The following is a 16,360-nucleotide window of genomic DNA, read 5'->3' as shown; positions in this document are numbered from 1 at the left end:
AACCGAGCCCCCGATCGGTCCACTCTATGCCCCACGCAAGCCGCCCCATGACCTACAAGAACGCGGCGCATGCCGCCGCATCGTGACATCAGACCTGCCTATCCAAAACCTACAAGAAGGCGCACCCATGTCAGGCAAATTCAAGAAACAGCTGTCACTGCTGGACCTCACCTTCATCGGCCTCGGTGCCATCTTCGGCTCGGGCTGGCTGTTCGCCGCCAGCCACGTCTCGGCCATCGCCGGGCCGGCCGGCATCCTCTCCTGGTTCCTCGGCGGTTTCGCCGTGCTGCTGCTGGGCATCGTCTACTGCGAGCTCGGCGCCGCCCTGCCACGGGCCGGCGGCGTGGTGCGCTACCCGGTGTACTCCCACGGCCCGCTGCTCGGCTACCTGATGGGTTTCATCACCCTGATCGCCTTCTCCAGCCTGATCGCCATCGAGGTGGTCGCCTCGCGCCAGTACGCCGCGGCCTGGTTCCCGGCGCTGACCAAGAGCGGCTCCAGCGACCCGACGGTGCTCGGCTGGCTGGTACAGTTCGCCCTGCTGGGGCTGTTCTTCGTGCTCAACTACCGCAGCGTGAAGACCTTCGCCAAGGCCAACAACCTGGTCAGTGTGTTCAAGTTCATCGTGCCGCTGCTGGTGATCGGCGTGCTGTTCACCTTCTTCAAACCGGAAAACTTCGAGGTCCAGGGCTTCGCCCCGTTCGGCCTGTCCGGGGTGGAGATGGCGGTGTCGGCCGGCGGCATCATCTTCGCCTACCTGGGCCTGACCCCGATCATCTCGGTGGCCAGCGAGGTAAAGAACCCGCAGCGTACCATCCCTATCGCGCTGATTCTCTCGGTGCTGCTGTCCACCGCGATCTACGCCCTGCTGCAACTGGCGTTCCTCGGCAGCGTGCCGACCGAGATGATTGCCAACGGCTGGGCCGGGGTGACCAAGGAACTGGCCCTGCCCTACCGTGACATCGCCCTGGCCCTGGGCGTCGGCTGGCTGGCCTACCTGGTGGTGGCCGACGCGGTGATCTCGCCCAGCGGCTGCGGCAACATCTACATGAACGCCACCCCGCGAGTGATCTACGGCTGGGCCCAGACCGGCACCTTCTTCAAGTACTTCACCCGCATCGACGAGCAGTCCGGCATCCCGCGCCCGGCGCTGTGGCTGACCTTCGCCCTGGCAGTGTTCTGGACCCTGCCTTTCCCGTCGTGGGAAGCGCTGATCAACGTGGTCTCCGCCGCGCTGGTGCTGAGCTATGCCGTAGCCCCGGTGTCCGTGGCCGCCCTGCGCCGCAGCGCCCCGGACATGGCCCGGCCGTTCCGGGTCAAGGGCATGGGCGTGCTCGGCCCGCTGTCGTTCATCATCGCTGCGCTGATCGTCTACTGGTCGGGGTGGAACACCGTGTCCTGGCTGCTGGCGCTGCAGATCGTGATGTTCGTGCTGTACCTGCTGTGCCGCCGCTTCGTGCCTACCGAACACCTGTCGCTGGGCCAGCAGGTGCGCTCGTCGGCCTGGCTGATCGGCTTCTACGCCGTGACCATTTTCCTCTCCTGGCTGGGCAGCTTCGGTGGCCTGGGCGTGATCGGCCACCCGCTGGATACCGTGGTCGTGGCTGCCAGTGCCCTGGGCATCTACTACTGGGGCGCCGCCACCGGCGTGCCGGCGCGGCTGGTGCGCCTCGATGGCGACGACGAAAGCGAAGCCAGCAGCGAACCCCATGCCGGCCAGCAGCCCGCCGCTGTCGCCTCCTGACCCACTACAGATTGGACACGCTGATGAAACAGGTTCATGTCATCGACTCCCATACCGGCGGCGAACCGACCCGCCTGGTGATGAAGGGCTTCCCCCCATTGCACGGCCATAGCATGGCCGAGCAGCGCGACGAGCTGCGCGAGCTGCACGACCACTGGCGCCGCGCCTGCCTGCTGGAGCCACGTGGCAACGATGTGCTGGTGGGCGCGCTGTACTGCCCGCCGGTCTCTGCGGATGCCACCTGCGGGGTGATCTTCTTCAACAACGCCGGCTACCTGAACATGTGCGGCCACGGCACCATCGGCCTTGTTGCCTCGTTGCATCACCTCGGCCTGATCGAACCGGGCGAGCACAAGATCGACACGCCGGTCGGCCAGGTCAGTGCCACCCTGCATGACGATGGCGCCGTCACCGTCGGCAACGTGCCGTCCTACCGCTACCGCCGTCAGGTGGCGGTGCAAGTGCCAGGGCATGGCCAGGTGTGCGGCGACATCGCCTGGGGCGGCAACTGGTTCTTCCTGGTCTGCGACCACGGCCAGCGTATCGAGCTGGACAACCGCGAAGCCCTCACCGACTACACCTGGGCCCTGCTCAAGGCACTCGAAGCCCAAGGCATCACCGGCGAGGACGGCGCCCAGATCGACCATGTCGAGCTGTTCGCCGACGACACCAACGCCGACAGCCGCAACTTCGTCATGTGCCCCGGCAAGGCCTACGACCGCTCGCCCTGCGGCACCGGCACCAGCGCCAAGCTGGCGTGCCTGGCCGCTGACGGCAAGCTCGCCGAAGGCCAGACCTGGGTCCAGGCCAGCATCACCGGCAGCCAGTTCCAGGGCCGCTACGAACGCGACGGCGAACGCATTCGCCCGTTCATCACCGGCCGCGCCTACATGACCGCCGACAGCACTGTGCTGATCGACGAACAGGATCCGTTCGCCTGGGGCATCTGACCCCATTCATTTCCCACTGAATACCGCCAGGAGTGACAACAATGACCGACAACATCTTCACCGGCACCATGCCCGCCCTGATGACCCCGTGCACCACCGAGCGCAAGCCGGACTTCGACGCCCTGGTGCGCAAGGGCCGCGAACTGATCGACGCCGGCATGAGCGCGGTGGTGTACTGCGGTTCGATGGGCGACTGGCCGCTGCTGACCGAGGCCGAGCGCCAGGAAGGCGTGGCGCGCCTGGTGGCCGCCGGCATCCCGACCATCGTCGGCACTGGCGCGGTGAACACCCGCGAAGCCGTATCCCATGCCGCCCACGCCGCCAAGGTCGGCGCCGCCGGCCTGATGGTCATCCCCCGCGTGCTGTCCCGCGGCGCCTCGCTGATCGCCCAGAAGCACCACTTCTCGGCGATCCTCGCCGCCGCGCCGAAGCTGCCGGCGGTGATCTACAACAGCCCCTACTACGGCTTCGCCACCCGCGCCGACCTGTTCTTCGAACTGCGCCGCGAGTACCCGAACCTGATCGGCTTCAAGGAGTTCGGCGGTGGCGCCGACCTGCGCTACGCCGCCGAGCACATCACCGCCCAGGACGACGCTGTGACGCTGATGGTCGGCGTCGACACGCAAGTGGTGCATGGCTTCGTCAACTGCAACGCCACCGGCGCCATCACCGGCATCGGCAACGCGCTGCCCCGCGAAGTGCTGCAACTGGTCAGCCTGAGCAAGCGCGCCGCCAAGGGCGATGCCAAGGCCCGACGCCAGGCCCGGGAGCTGGAGTCGGCGCTGGCGGTATTGTCGTCGTTCGATGAAGGCTGCGACCTGGTGCTGTACTACAAGCACCTGATGGTGCTCAACGGCGACACCGAGTACCGCCTGCACTTCAACGAAACCGATGCCCTCAGCGACGCCCAGCGCAACTATGCCGAACAGCAGTACGCGCTGTTCCGCAGTTGGTACGCCAACTGGTCGGCCGAGCAGAACCAGGCCTGATTCCAGGAGCCGCCTCGCACCCCATCGCCAGCAAACCAGCGCCCACAAGTTGCAAGCCTTGTGCAGTACCTGTGGGAGCCGGCTTGCCGGCGATGGGCCGCACAGCGGCCCGTTTTCCCCAAACTCAATCCCAAAGGACGCCCCATGACCCTGACAGGCAACCTGCTGATCGGCCAGCGTGCCGTGCGCGGCAACCGCGAAGCAATCCGCGCCATCGACCCGAGCAGCAACCAGGCCCTGGAACCCGCTTATGCCGGCGCCAGCGGCGAACAGCTGGCTCAGGCCTGCGCCCTGGCCTGGGCGGCATTCGATACCTACCGCGAAACGCCCCTCGAACAACGCGCCCGTTTTCTCGAAATCATCGCCGAACAGATCGAAGCACTGGGCGATGCGCTGATCGACCGCGCCCACGCCGAGACCGGCCTGCCCAAGGCCCGCCTGCTGGGTGAGCGTGGCCGCACCTGCGCCCAGCTGCGCACCTTCGCCCGGGTGGTACGCGCCGGTGAGTGGCTGGATGTGCGCGTGGACAATGCCCTGCCCGAGCGCCAGCCGCTGGCCCGCCCGGACCTGCGCCAACGCCAGGTGGCCCTGGGCCCGGTGGCGGTGTTCGGCGCCAGCAACTTCCCACTGGCGTTCTCGGTGGCCGGCGGCGACACCGCCTCGGCACTGGCCGCAGGCTGCCCGGTGGTGGTCAAGGCCCACGGCGCCCACCCCGGCACCAGCGAACTGGTTGGCCAGGCCGTGGCCCGGGCGGTCGCGCAGTGCGAACTGCCCGAAGGCGTGTTTTCCCTGTTATACGGCGCGGGCCGTGAGGTGGGCATCGGCCTGGTCACTGATCCACGCATCAAGGCGGTCGGTTTCACTGGTTCACGCAGCGGTGGCCTCGCCCTTTGCCAGGCGGCCCAGGCGCGCCCGGAGCCGATCCCGGTCTATGCCGAAATGAGCGCTATCAACCCGGTGTTCCTGTTCGATGGCGCCTTGCGCTCGCGCAGTGAAGCCCTGGCGCAAGGCTTTGTCACTTCGCTGACCCAAGGCGCCGGCCAGTTCTGCACCAATCCCGGGCTGGTGGTCGCCCGACAGGGGCCGGCCCTCGAACACTTCCTGGTTGCCGCGAGCGCCCATGTTGGCCAAGCGGCGGCGCAGACCATGCTCACCCCGGGTATCGCCAATGCCTATGCTGACGGTGTGGCAGCGCTGAGCGAGAACCAAAACGCCCGGTGCACGGCAAGCGGCCTGCCGGCGCAGGGGCCGAACCAGTGCCAGGCTCAGTTGTTCGTCACCACCGCGCAGGCGTTTCTGGCCGACCCTACGCTGCAAGCCGAAGTGTTCGGCGCCGCCTCGCTGGTGGTGGCATGCGACAACGATGAGCAAATCCGCCAGGTGGCCGAGCATCTGGAAGGCCAACTGACCGCTACCCTGCACTTGGACGAGGCCGATCTGCACAGCGCCCGCCGCCTGCTGCCGACCCTCGAACGCAAGGCCGGGCGGATCCTGGTCAATGGTTGGCCGACTGGGGTCGAGGTCAGCGACGCCATGGTCCATGGCGGCCCGTTCCCGGCCACCTCGGACGCCCGCAGTACCTCGGTGGGCACTGCGGCGATCCTGCGTTTCCTGCGCCCGGTGTGCTACCAGGACTTCCCCGACGCCCTGCTGCCCGGTGCATTGCAGCAGGCCAATCCGCTGCACCTGCGGCGGCTGCTCGATGGCCAGCGGGAAGCCTGAACCATGACCGCCACTGACACGGACATCGCCGTGGTCGGCGCCGGCATCGTCGGCGTCGCCTGCGCCCTGCAGCTGGCACGCCAGGGCCGCCGGGTGCTGCTGATCGATCACCAGGCTCCGGGCCATGGCGCTTCGTATGGCAATGCCGGGCATCTGGCCACCGAGCAGGTGTTTCCCATCGCCGACCTGTCGATCCTCAAGCGCCTGCCGGCGATGTTGCTGGACCCGATGGGCCCGCTGCGCCTGGACTGGAAGTATCTGCCCCGCGCCCTGCCCTGGTTCACCCGGCTGCTGCTGAACCTGCGCCCGGCGCCGTTCCAGCGCAGCGTGGCGGGCATTCGGGCGCTGAATGAAAACAGCCTTGGCGCCTGGCAACGGCTGCTCGCCTCCATCGACCGCAGCCCCTTGCTCAAGGAAGACGGGTCGCTGCTGGTGTTCGAACGCCATGAATCGCGCCAGGCCCTCGCGGCGTTGCGCGCCCGCATGCAGGCACAGGGCGTACCCGTGGACCTGTGGTCGGCACAGGCGGTGAGCGAGGCGGCGCCGCAGTTGAGCCCATCGATCCTGGGTGGCCTGTTCTTCCCGCGTACCGGTCACTTCCTCGACCCCTATCAAGTGGTCTGCGAACTGTTCAGCGCCGCCAGGGCCAGCGGCGTACGCTTTCTGCGCGCCGAGGTCAGTGGCGGCCGGGTGCATGGCCAGGGCGTCAGCCTTGCCAGCGACCAGGGCCCCCTCGAGGCCAGCCAGGTGTTGATCAGCGCCGGCGCCCACTCGGCCAAGCTCACCGCCACCCTGACCGGTCGGCGGGTGCCCCTGGATACTGAGCGCGGCTACCACCTGATGCTGCCGGCGGAGCACCAGCGCCTGCCGTTCGCCGTCACCTCGCTGGAGCGCAAGTTCATCATGACGCCCATGGCCGACGGCCTGCGCCTGGCCGGCACGGTGGAGTTCGCCGGGCTCGAGGCGCCGCCGAGCATGCAGCGGGCGTGGCAACTGCACAGGTTGAGCAAGGGTTTGTTCCGGCGCGAGCTGGATGCCGAGGGGGCGACACCGTGGATGGGGTTCCGGCCTTCGCTGCCGGATTCGCTGCCGGTGATCGACCGGGTGGCCGATGGCAAGGTGTTGCTTGCGTTCGGGCACCAGCACCTGGGGTTGACCCAAGCGGCGGTGACGGCGGAATGGATGGGGCGGTTGGTAAATGGCGAAGACTGCCCGCAAATCGGGGCCTACCGATTGAGCCGGTTTTGAAACGGGGGCCGCGTCGCGGCCCATTCGCCGCGGTTCGTCGCCACGACAAGCCGGCTCCCACAGGGTGCTGGGCTCAGTCAGACGGTGTTCTCGCTGGATGGCGCCGATCACTGTGGGAGCCGGCTTGCCGGCGAAAGGGCTGCAAAGCAGCCCCTGCCTCACTCAGCGATAACGCTCGAGCCAGTGCGCATAAGGCGCTGGCAAGGTCCACGAAGCCTTTTCCACGCCCAGGGCCTTGGCAGCGGCATACGGCCAGTGCGGGTCAGCCAGGTGCGCACGCCCCACCGACACCAGGTCCAACTGGTTGGCCTGCAACGCGCCTTCGGCCAGCTCCGGGGTGCCGAAACCCCAGGCCGAGGTCACCGGCAGCTTGGCCTCGCGACGCACACGTTCGGCGATCGGGCCCATGAACGCCGGCCCCCATGGGATGTTGGTCTCAGGAATGGTGAAGCCAACGCTGACGCTCAGCAGGTCCAGGCCACCGGCCTTGAACCGGCGCGCCAGTTCGATGGATTCCTGCAGGGTCTGCTCGTCACGGCCGTCATACTCCAGCACGCCAAAGCGGGCGGTCAGCGGCAGGTTCTCCGGCCACACCTCACGCACGGCGGCCAGGGTTTCCAAAAGGAAGCGCGTGCGGTTGTCGAAGCTGCCGCCGTAGGCATCGGTGCGCTGGTTGGAATGCTCGGAGAAGAAGCTCTGGCCCAGATAGCCGTGGGCAAAGTGCAGTTCGATCCATTCGAAGCCGGCATCGCGGGCGCGGCGTGCGGCATCGACGAAGTCCTGCTTGACCCGGGCGATATCGTCCAGGGTCATGGCCTTCGGCACTTTCGGCAGGTGGGCGCCGAAGGCGATGGCGGATGGGGCGATGGTGTCCCATCCACGGGCATCGTCGGCGGCGATGTGGTCGTCACCTTCCCAGGGGCGGTTGGCGCTGGCCTTGCGCCCGGCGTGGGCGATCTGGATGCCCGGCACGGAACCGGCGGCCTTGATCGCCTTGACCACCGGCACGAACGCCTGGGCCTGGGTGTCGTTCCAGATCCCGGCGCAGCCGGGGGTGATGCGCCCTTCCGGGGACACCGCGGTGGCCTCGACCACCACCAGGCCGGCGCCACCACGGGCCAGCCCGGCCAGGTGGACGTGGTGCCAATCGTTGATCAGGCCATCCTCGGCCATGTACTGGCACATCGGCGGAATGGCGATGCGGTTGCGCAGGGTGACGTCTTTGAGGGTATAGGGTTCGAACAATGCGGCCATGAGCTAACTCCAGGGACGGGGTTGGATACGATTGTTCGATCATATTCGAACTATGGCAATTTGTGAAACCCCCGTTATCATGTTGGCCATGCGAGCCTATACCCACCCCAACCCCGAAGACCTGACGCTGGAGCGCCTGCTCTACGCCTTGAGCGACCCTGTGCGCATGGAAATCGTGCGCCGCCTGGCGGGCGTCGCCGAAGCCAGCTGCGGCGAGCTGGACGGCGGCCGGCCCAAGTCGAGCATGTCCCATCACTTCCGTGTACTGCGTGACTCGGGGCTGGTGTACACCCGCAATGTCGGTACCACGCACATGAACTCGTTGCGCAGCGATGAGCTCGAAAGCCGTTTTCCAGGGTTGCTGGGCAGCATTCTCGAGCAGCGTTGAACCCCGGCCTGCCACCGACGGGAGCCGTTTCCATCGATAGTCCAGGCACAAAAAAACCACGAGGCCGCCAGGGGCGATCCTCGTGGTTGGTGTTGCCGGGCAAGCCCGGCAAGCATGGGCCTTACAGCGCCATGTCGTTCGCAGGCTTGCTCTCGACCGGTGCGCCTGGGGCGGCAGTGGTCTTGACGCTCTGATCGAGCACCGGCGGCTTCTCCAGCTGCAGCACTTCGGCGGTGTAGTCCCACTCTTTCTGGGTGGCAGCGGCCGAGTCGTTCAGCTTGGTACCGTAGCTCGGCACGATTTCCTTGATCTTGGCCTGCCACTCAGGGGTGGCGACCTTCTCCTTGAACACGGTTTCGAGCACGTTGAGCATGATCGGCGCGGCGGTCGAGGCACCTGGCGAGGCGCCCAGCAGGCCGGCGATGGTGCGGTCCTGGGAAGCCACGACCTCGGTGCCCAGCTTCAGCACGCCGCCCTTCTCTTCGTCACGCTTGATGATCTGCACGCGCTGGCCGGCCTGCCACAGCTTCCAGTCTTCCTTCTTGGCGTTCGGGAAGTAGGTCTGCAGGGCGGCGAAACGGTCGTCGTCGGACTGCATCAGCTGGCCGGCGAGGTACTCGACCAGCGGGTACTGGTCGATGCCGACGCGGGCCATCGGCCAGACGTTGTGGGTGGTGGCGCTGCTCAGCAGGTCCAGGTACGAGCCGTTCTTCAGGAACTTGGTCGAGAAGGTGGCGAATGGCCCGAACAGGATCACGCGCTTGCCGTCCAGCACGCGGGTGTCCAGGTGCGGTACCGACATGGGTGGCGCGCCGGTCGAGGCGATGCCGTAGGCCTTGGCCATGTGCTGCATGGCAACGGTCGGGTTCTCGGTCACCAGGAACGAGCCACCTACCGGGAAGCCTGCGTATTCCTTGGCTTCCGGGATGCCCGACTTCTGCAGCAGCTTCAGCGCGCCGCCACCGGCGCCGATGAACAGGAACTTGGCGTCGGTGGCCGATTCGGTACCGTCCTTCAGGTTCTTGTACTCGACGTGCCAGGAGCCGTCTTCGTTGCGGGTGATGTCCTGCACTTCGGTGGAGAGCTTCAGGTCGAAGTTCTCTTTGGTCTGCAGGCTGCCAACGAACTGGCGGGTGATCTCGCCGAAGTTGACGTCGGTGCCGATCGGGGTCCAGGTGACCGCCAGCTTCTGGTTCGGGTCACGGCCTTCCATCATCAGCGGGACCCACTTGGCGATCTGCGCGTGGTCCTCGGAGTACTGCATCGGGCGGAACAGCGGGCTGGCCTGCAGGGCGTCGTAGCGCTTCTTCAGGAACTTGATGTTGTCATCGCCCCAGACGAAGCTCATGTGCGGGGTGGTGTTGATGAACGAGTGCGGGTTCTTCAGCACGCCCTGGCGTACCTGCCAGGCCCAGAACTGGCGGGAGATCTGGAACGACTCGTTGATCTCGATGGCCTTGGTGATGTTGACGTTGCCGTCTTTGTCTTCCGGGGTGTAGTTCAGCTCGGCCAGCGCGGAGTGGCCGGTACCGGCGTTGTTCCAGCCGTTGGAGCTTTCTTCGGCGACGCCGTCCAGGCGCTCGACCATCTCCATCGACCAGCTTGGCTCCAGCTCGTTGAGCCAGACAGCCAGGGTGGAGCTCATGATGCCGCCGCCAACCAGCAGCACGTCGACTTTCTTGGTGTCGGCAGCGTGCGCTTGCATGAAGCTCGCCGCGACAGCCAGACCCAGCAAGGTCTTGCCAGCTTTCTTGAACATTGATCGATTCCAGTCAGTAGAACGGAGGGTGGGCCTGTGGCTGGCCCAGGTATTCCATGTTCTTCAGCGCAGGCTTGTTGTGATCATTGTTCAGCAGCCAGAGAGACATTGGACGTGCCAGCCTTTGGTCGGATTGACCGACAAGGCTGAAACGATTGACGGATTGTAACCGAATTGCCAGCACAAACAAACGCGACCCACCCTGTCAATGCGGCACTTCGCATCAGGGTGGGCCGCGCTTCCCGGAGCTACCTCAGACTTCCGGGAACACACCGTCCTCGAACGGTTCCTCGGTGCCGCCCTCGGTTTCCTCGGCGGTATCGTTGACCTCCTCCGACAGCTCGGTTGCTTCCGCCTGTACCTCCACAGCCTCCTTGACCTGCTCCGCGAGTTCTTCATTCACCGCGTTGCCCATATCCTCGACGATCTGCGGCAACTGCTCGTTGACCGTGGTGACGTTGGTGTTGGCCCCCGAGATATCGCCGGCCTCGAGCTGCCCCTTGGCCTCGAGCAGATTGTCGTTAGCCTCTTCCAGCTGATCAGTCACCTCGATCTGGGCCAGGTCGCTCACCTGCTCGGCGGCACTGTCGATCGCCCCGCCAGTATTGTCGCTGGCCACCGACTTGTACGCCGAACTGCCGCTGGCGCGCACCTCGGACACCGAGGAGGAGAAATCCGCCTCGCTCGGTACCTCGGCCTGCACGTCGCCCGAGGCATTGTCGAGCTGTGCCTGGTTGTCGGCACGGGCCTGGTCGCCGACCTGCTGCCCGTCGCTCTGCGCGTCCTGTACCTGCTCGGAGGTGGGGTCCTTGCCGTCGTTCTCGTTGGCCTTGTCCTCGGCCAGCTTGTCGTTCTTGGCGGTCAGTTTCTGCTTGAGGAAGTCCAGGGCCATCCACAGCCCCATGGCCTCCATGAAGTACTTGAACACGGTGCCGAAGGTCAGGTTCGACCAGAACTTGTCCCAGCCCGACTCCGGCGCCAGCGGGATGGCGATCACCGACTTGCCCAGCATCGTGCCGGCCAGCAGGGTCAGCGCCGTGGTGTCCGAATCCTTGCCGGTGAAGGTGCCCTTGTAGCCGAAGGTGCAGTTCAGGGTGATGGCGCCACCGCTGCTGTCGATCAGCTGGCCATTGGAGAACTGCAGCGTCTTGCTGCTGCCTTGGGACGTGAGGGTGATGGTATAGGCACTCTGGCGGTCGCTGGGGTCGGCTGGCGACGGCGCGTTGGCCTTGCGGGTGAAGGTGATGGTGCCCTCGGAAGTCGCGCCCTTGGCATTCTGCCCGGTGGCCGCCGAGTACACGTAGAAGGTCGCGCCCGGCTTGCCCTGGTCGTTCATTCCCCACAGATAGGCGAAGCCGCGCATCCAGGTGCTGACCGCGACATAGCTGGGGAAGTCCAGGCCGGCGAATGTCGGGTACTGGTTGAAGAACGCCGCCATCTTGGCATTGCCATCGGCAACCGAACCGCTGCTGAAGGCATCCTTCATGGCCGACTGGAAGTTGGCCGACATCTGCGACGAAGGCGAGGTCATGATGTTCTGGCAGAACGTCAGGGCGGTCTGCATGTTCTTCGCCGCCGCTGCGGTGATATTGATGTCGGGGTAGGTCTCGGTATTGAAGTCGAGCTGCTCGCCCACGGTCATCACCGGAAACAGCGAGTCGGTCCTGGACACCAGCAGGTTGTAGAGATGCGATACGGCGGTCTGGTGCTGGCTGTTGACATAGGTGTCATGCAGCGTGGCCGTGGTGCTGGCACCGTTTTTCAGCACGTTGCCGCTGGCCATCGACAGGAACTTGAGGTCCTGCAGGTAGCCCTGTTCGCTGGTGCCGCTGGCGGCATGGGCGTCGAGCACCACGACATCGACACCGGACTGGTTGCTCAGCTTGACGGTCTCGTTGATTTGCGTGGCGGTGCTCAGTTTGGCGGTATTGGCAGTGTTCACGTTGCTCTCCTTGCTGGTTGCGGTGAATGACACATCAATACGCAATGCACGCCGTGGTGCTGCGCACCCCGGCCTGGTAATGGGTGGACAGGATGCTGCCGCCGACCGGCAGGCCACGGCTGTCGAACTGCGCCCCGGCATAGTCCACGTCGGTCACACGGATCACCCGCTGGCCGTCGCGGGCATACAGGGTCACCAGCGTCCGGCGAGGCGTTCCGCTGCTGCCCGGCTGGGTGAACCAGTCTTCGCGCCGCTGCAACAGGCTGCCGTCCTGGCGCCGTTGCACACTGCTGCGATCGGCGGCGCGGTTGGGCGCCCAGGGGGCGAAGGAGCAGAGCAACGGCGCAGGCCCGACCACCTTCATGACGCCTTCCAGGTCCAGCCGCTGCCGGCCCACCAGTTGCCCCTGGCGATAGCGCAGGGCCGTGGCGCTACGGGGTTTGCCGCAGGCGGCAAAGGTGCGTACCACCAGTTCGCCGCCATGGACCTGGCGGCGGGCGTCGAACAGCACGCCGCCGTAGTCGGAGTTGATGTGCTCCAGCACGGCATTGCCGCCTTCTATATAGCGCGTACCGATCACCTGGTAAGGCACGCCGGTGGCCCCCAGGTAGGACCTGGCGCTGTAGGTCCGCGTGCCGCGGCCATCGGTATGGTTTACCGCGAGCATGCCTCCTGTCAGCCGGGTTCCGGCCATCTGCGCCTGCCCATAGGACACGCAGGTGCGTCCCAGCAGACGGCCATCGGCATCGAACTGGCGGGTGCTGTAGCTGGCATAGCACTCCTCGTCGTAGGCCATCTGCGCCTGATGGACGAGATGCCCCTGGGCATCGTTCGCCGACAGCGTGGCCATGCCGTGGGACGGCGTGCCGGCGGCAGTGAGGTGCAAGGCGTCGTACTGGCCGAACACCGAGCGCCGCACCTGGCCCTGGTCATCGAGCAGGCGAGTGATCGAGGAGCGCGCCCGCCCCTGGTCATCGATCAGCAGGTGGCTGTCGGCATGCGGCGCGCCCCCGGCGTCCACCGAGCGGTAGCGCACCTCCAGGCCACCATCGGTCTGGGCGTGGTACTCGGCCCGACCCCGGGTGGCGACGTTCACCCCGTCCGGGCCGTAGTGCACCAGCGACACCGCCCTGGGCGGCCGGATGGCGTAGCCGGGGTCGACCAGGCCATCGAGCAGGCTCTGCAAGGCTTGATTGTTCATGTCGGTACTCCTTCACTGACACTGTCAGGCGCGAGGATCCCGGCCAGGTGGTCGAGCAAGGCGACCCCTTCGGCGCGGGTGGTGGCTTTCTTGTAGGAGAAGCGCATGTCCAGGCTGACCCGGGTACGCTCGCTGTCGTTGCGCATCGAGCCATGCCCCAGGTAGCCGCCATCGAAGATCAACACCTGGCCGTAGCGCAGGCTGACCGGGCTGTAGTCGGCACTGCCATAGTCGCTTTCCAGCCACAGGGCGGCGCCAGCCTCGACATCGGTGAACGGCATCCAGAAGTTGACCTGGTCGATGCGCTCGGTAACGCAGATATCGTGGTGGAACGAACTCACGCTGGGCGTGCCGGCCAGGTGCACGCGCAGCTTCGGGTGGCTGGTATAGGAAATGCCACGCCCCACCAACGGCGCCAGCACCTGGAGCATGAAGGCGTGGTAGAGGGTCCAGAAATCGGCCGTGGCAGGCTGACGCTCCATCATGTCGCTGAGCAGCAGGTTGTCCCTTGGGCGCAGCCGCGCCGGGCGGCCACGTTCGAGGTAGTGCTGGCGCAGATACAGGTGCAGCCGGTCCAGGCGCTGCACCTTGTACACGTCCCGAGTCAGTGCCGCGGCGAAGGGAAAGCGCCGGGTGTCGTATTCGAGAACCAGACGGTTGCGCCGGGGCCGGGCACCGGCCTCGGCCATCAGCCAGGCACGATCCACCCCGGCCAGCAACGGCTGCACGCGCATGTTCATCCGGCATCCTCCATTTCATCCTGGCGCAACCGCGCCAGCGCCTCGCGCAACAGGCGCAGGTTGCCGCGCGCACGGTCATAGCCATGCCAGAGGAAGATCCCGCCCTTGTCGCTGGCCGCCACCATCACCGCCACCAGGTGCTGCCAGGCCCACTCGGGCAAGCCCAACCGTGGCCGCTCGAGCAGTTGGCCTATCCACAGCGGCTCGATCAAGGCCATGCCGCGCAGTTGCACCTTGCTGCCCGCGGCGCTGCGGCCCTGGCCATGCAACAGCGGCTTGAGCGTGATCGGATCGAGGGTCACGTCCAACTGGCCGGACTCCACGGCCGGCGGGCCACCCTGCCACTGGATGCGTCCCTCGCGAAATTCGGCGGTTACCGGCTTGCCAGCGATCTCCAGCCCGTAGGGCCCCAGGCGCAACGCCAGCAACTCGGCCAGGCGACCATGCACCAGGCGCAGGCGGTAAGCCCCCTGGGCCCACTGCGCCAGGTCCTCGAAACGACGTGTCGACAGTGCCAGGCGTCGCTCACCGATGCGTGTGTCACGCCCGTTGAACAGTACTTCGCCGGGCAACGCCAGGCCCTCGCGCAACACATCAACCCCTTGGCTCGCCGAGGCCGAGGGCACGATGCGCAGCGCCTCCCCTGCGACCCGATAATCCCCTACCGCCAGGCATGCCGGACGCGCCAGCGATTGCCCGCGCAAAGCCACCTTGTAGCCGCTCCCAGCCTGTTCCCCAGCGGGCCACACCAGCCCGATCCAGCTGCGCCCGCCCTGCACCGAGAGATCGGATTGCAGATAACCGGAACTGCCATTGCCGGCCTCGGCGCTCCAGGTCAGCACGCCCGACTGATAGCGCACGCCCACCAGCGGTTGGCCATCGAGGTCGACACGCAGGCCGGCGTTCTTCATGCGGCTGAACAACGAGAGGCTCATGCGTCGACTGCTGTCGAGGTAGAAGCCGCTCCAGGGCGCCAGGCTCGACTGCAGCAGCGCATTGAGCTCGGCATTCATGCCCGGCCAGTCGATGCTCAGGCCAGCCTTGCGCGACCAAGCCGCGGCGACAGCACGCAGTTCGCCCGGCGCGGCGGCGCTGAGCGCCCGGTGCAAGGCGCTGCTGGCCGAGGTATAGGTCAGCAGGTGCTCGACCCCCTCACGATTGCCGGGATGACGCTGGGCATCGGCACCCTTGGCTGCCAGTTGCACCGCACCCGGGTCGCGTTGCCCCAGCAGATGCCGTTCGCGGGCATCCAGCCCGCCCCAGGCCTGCACCGCGGCCTGGGGGTCGTCGCGGTACTGCCGGCGCAACTCGACATCGTCGGACAAGGCAAGAATGAAACGTCCGGCACCGGTGTCGGCCTGCCACTGGTAACTGGCCGGCACATCGAAGCGGGCGAAATCGCTGAAGGCACGACGTTCACGCTTGTCGTAGCGGTCGATCACCCGCAATGGATCACTGGCGGCGCGCACCGGTTGGCCGGGGCGGATCAGCCCCAGCCGCTCGAGCATCTGCGGATCCGACTGCCCTGCGGTGCGCGGCGGCAGGTAGAAGGTGGAGATCCCGGTCACCCACGATTGCGCCAGCGGATCGCGCAGGCTGGCCAGGGTTTGCCGGTCGATCAGCGGATCGATCCCCGGGTAGCGCGAACCGACATAGTTGATCACCGGGTGCTCCGGGCCGTAGAGCGCCTCCAGGTAGTCGAGCAGCACGGCGAAGTTGCTGTTCAGGTACCCCTGGCGTCGGTAGCCCAGCTCGCCGATCAGGCCGACCTGCCAGAGCACCAGGTGCAGCCCCGGGTCCGGCTGGCGGCGACGGATCAGCATGTCGGTGGCTTCGTACATCTGCATGCCGGGTTGGCTGGGGTCCACGCCCAGGTCGGCACACAGGGTGTCGAGGGCGCTGACTGCGGCACGCATGCTGGCGTGGTGCCCTTCACGGCGGGCGATGGTCACGGCGCGATGGGTCGACAGCACGAATACGCCGGGGTGGCCATAGAAGATCGCCACTACATGCTCGCCGTTGCGCACGTGATGCAGCATGGCCTCGGTCATCTGCATGTAAGTCAGGTAACGCGGTTTGCTGTCGTCGTAGAGCACGTACAGGTCAAAAGCGTCCGGACGCTGCGAGAGGATCCAGATCTTGGTGGCCGGGTCGGCAACGCAATAGAACACATGGTCGGCGGCGAGGATCCGCGCCTCGTCGCTGCGGCTGAAGTCCGAGGCCTCGATGCCCGAGCCAAGGATCTCAAGGGTGCCGGGGCGCTGCGGCGCGACCAGCAGGGCCGGATCGTCGCTGATGTCCGCGGCCCTGGCCGCGATGGCCTGGGCCAGCCGCCGCCAGCGGCGGCGGTGGTCCTCGGCGCTCGGGTATTGGGTGGCTTGCACCTGTTCGTGGTTGTTGCGGGTCGTCATGCTCATGCGGTT

Annotated in this window: 12 protein-coding genes; 6 read left to right on the top strand and 6 right to left on the bottom strand. The window is 66.5% G+C overall.

The genetic code is table 11. The features are described from left to right. Positions 1 to 127: 127 nt before the first annotated feature. The 5 genes from ACVWY1_RS22795 (at position 128) to ACVWY1_RS22775 (ending at position 6,653) form a co-directional block, all read left to right on the top strand. Positions 128 to 1,744, top strand: coding sequence for an APC family permease (locus tag ACVWY1_RS22795; protein ID WP_111531782.1), 1,617 nt, complete (start codon positions 128 to 130; stop codon positions 1,742 to 1,744). A 23-nt stretch (positions 1,745 to 1,767) separates the two neighbouring features. After that, positions 1,768 to 2,694 carry a 4-hydroxyproline epimerase gene (locus tag ACVWY1_RS22790; protein ID WP_457378793.1) on the top strand — a complete coding sequence of 309 codons (927 nt, stop codon included), beginning with the start codon at positions 1,768 to 1,770 and terminating at the stop codon, positions 2,692 to 2,694. 41 nt (positions 2,695 to 2,735) lie between these two features. Further along, the gene (locus tag ACVWY1_RS22785; RefSeq protein WP_277503132.1) at positions 2,736 to 3,683 is read left to right on the top strand and encodes a dihydrodipicolinate synthase family protein; all 948 of its coding nucleotides are present in this window, start codon (positions 2,736 to 2,738) and stop codon (positions 3,681 to 3,683) included. A 144-nt stretch (positions 3,684 to 3,827) separates the two neighbouring features. Beyond that, positions 3,828 to 5,405, top strand: coding sequence for an aldehyde dehydrogenase (NADP(+)) (locus tag ACVWY1_RS22780; RefSeq protein ID WP_457378792.1), 1,578 nt, complete (start codon positions 3,828 to 3,830; stop codon positions 5,403 to 5,405). Positions 5,406 to 5,408: 3 nt separating this feature from the next. Then, positions 5,409 to 6,653: an NAD(P)/FAD-dependent oxidoreductase gene (locus ACVWY1_RS22775; protein ID WP_457378791.1), complete on the top strand. Its 1,245-nt coding sequence runs from the start codon at positions 5,409 to 5,411 to the stop codon at positions 6,651 to 6,653. A gap of 162 nt (positions 6,654 to 6,815) precedes the next feature. Here ACVWY1_RS22775 and xenA read toward each other — a convergent pair whose 3' ends face one another. After that, the gene (gene xenA, locus ACVWY1_RS22770) at positions 6,816 to 7,907 is read right to left on the bottom strand and encodes a xenobiotic reductase XenA (RefSeq protein ID WP_102681701.1); all 1,092 of its coding nucleotides are present in this window, start codon (positions 7,905 to 7,907) and stop codon (positions 6,816 to 6,818) included. A 52-nt stretch (positions 7,908 to 7,959) separates the two neighbouring features. Between xenA and ACVWY1_RS22765 the strand changes: the two genes are divergently transcribed. After that, positions 7,960 to 8,295, top strand: a complete 336-nt coding sequence (locus tag ACVWY1_RS22765; protein ID WP_102681700.1) for an ArsR/SmtB family transcription factor — start codon at positions 7,960 to 7,962, stop codon at positions 8,293 to 8,295. Between the two features lie 121 nt (positions 8,296 to 8,416). On the opposite strand, the gene mqo is transcribed toward ACVWY1_RS22765, so the two are convergent. The 5 genes from mqo to ACVWY1_RS22740 all read right to left on the bottom strand — a co-directional run bounded on the left by mqo (position 8,417) and on the right by ACVWY1_RS22740 (position 16,354). Beyond that, positions 8,417 to 10,054: a malate dehydrogenase (quinone) gene (gene mqo, locus ACVWY1_RS22760; RefSeq protein ID WP_102681699.1), complete on the bottom strand. Its 1,638-nt coding sequence runs from the start codon at positions 10,052 to 10,054 to the stop codon at positions 8,417 to 8,419. A gap of 253 nt (positions 10,055 to 10,307) precedes the next feature. Further along, entirely contained in the window at positions 10,308 to 11,996 is a 1,689-nt protein-coding gene (locus tag ACVWY1_RS22755) for a hypothetical protein (RefSeq protein ID WP_457378790.1), read from the bottom strand. Between the two features lie 34 nt (positions 11,997 to 12,030). Then, positions 12,031 to 13,197, bottom strand: coding sequence for a hypothetical protein (locus tag ACVWY1_RS22750; RefSeq protein ID WP_457378789.1), 1,167 nt, complete (start codon positions 13,195 to 13,197; stop codon positions 12,031 to 12,033). Continuing rightward, positions 13,194 to 13,937: a phytanoyl-CoA dioxygenase family protein gene (locus tag ACVWY1_RS22745; protein WP_102681696.1), complete on the bottom strand. Its 744-nt coding sequence runs from the start codon at positions 13,935 to 13,937 to the stop codon at positions 13,194 to 13,196. Before ACVWY1_RS22745 ends, ACVWY1_RS22750 begins: the two co-directional genes overlap by 4 nt. Continuing rightward, the gene (locus ACVWY1_RS22740) at positions 13,934 to 16,354 is read right to left on the bottom strand and encodes a hypothetical protein (RefSeq protein ID WP_457378788.1); all 2,421 of its coding nucleotides are present in this window, start codon (positions 16,352 to 16,354) and stop codon (positions 13,934 to 13,936) included. The genes ACVWY1_RS22745 and ACVWY1_RS22740 overlap by 4 nt, the downstream gene beginning before the upstream one ends. Positions 16,355 to 16,360 lie beyond the last annotated feature (6 nt).

Source organism: Pseudomonas sp. TE6288 (assembly GCF_054062095.1).
The sequence above is the reverse complement of the archived record's forward strand: the minus strand, read 5'-3'. Positions and strand labels throughout refer to the sequence as shown.

Bases quoted from the DNA above. Each gene is read 5' to 3' on its own strand.
- ACVWY1_RS22790 (WP_457378793.1), top strand. From the start codon at position 1,768: ATGAAACAGGTTCATGTCATCGACTCCCATACCGGCGGCGAACCGACC.
- ACVWY1_RS22750 (WP_457378789.1), bottom strand. From the start codon at position 13,197: ATGAACAATCAAGCCTTGCAGAGCCTGCTCGATGGCCTGGTCGACCCC.
- ACVWY1_RS22740 (WP_457378788.1), bottom strand. From the start codon at position 16,354: ATGAGCATGACGACCCGCAACAACCACGAACAGGTGCAAGCCACCCAA.
- xenA (WP_102681701.1), bottom strand. From the start codon at position 7,907: ATGGCCGCATTGTTCGAACCCTATACCCTCAAAGACGTCACCCTGCGC.
- ACVWY1_RS22745 (WP_102681696.1), bottom strand. From the start codon at position 13,937: ATGAACATGCGCGTGCAGCCGTTGCTGGCCGGGGTGGATCGTGCCTGG.
- ACVWY1_RS22775 (WP_457378791.1), top strand. From the start codon at position 5,409: ATGACCGCCACTGACACGGACATCGCCGTGGTCGGCGCCGGCATCGTC.
- ACVWY1_RS22765 (WP_102681700.1), top strand. From the start codon at position 7,960: ATGGCAATTTGTGAAACCCCCGTTATCATGTTGGCCATGCGAGCCTAT.
- ACVWY1_RS22785 (WP_277503132.1), top strand. From the start codon at position 2,736: ATGACCGACAACATCTTCACCGGCACCATGCCCGCCCTGATGACCCCG.
- ACVWY1_RS22780 (WP_457378792.1), top strand. From the start codon at position 3,828: ATGACCCTGACAGGCAACCTGCTGATCGGCCAGCGTGCCGTGCGCGGC.
- mqo (WP_102681699.1), bottom strand. From the start codon at position 10,054: ATGTTCAAGAAAGCTGGCAAGACCTTGCTGGGTCTGGCTGTCGCGGCG.
- ACVWY1_RS22795 (WP_111531782.1), top strand. From the start codon at position 128: ATGTCAGGCAAATTCAAGAAACAGCTGTCACTGCTGGACCTCACCTTC.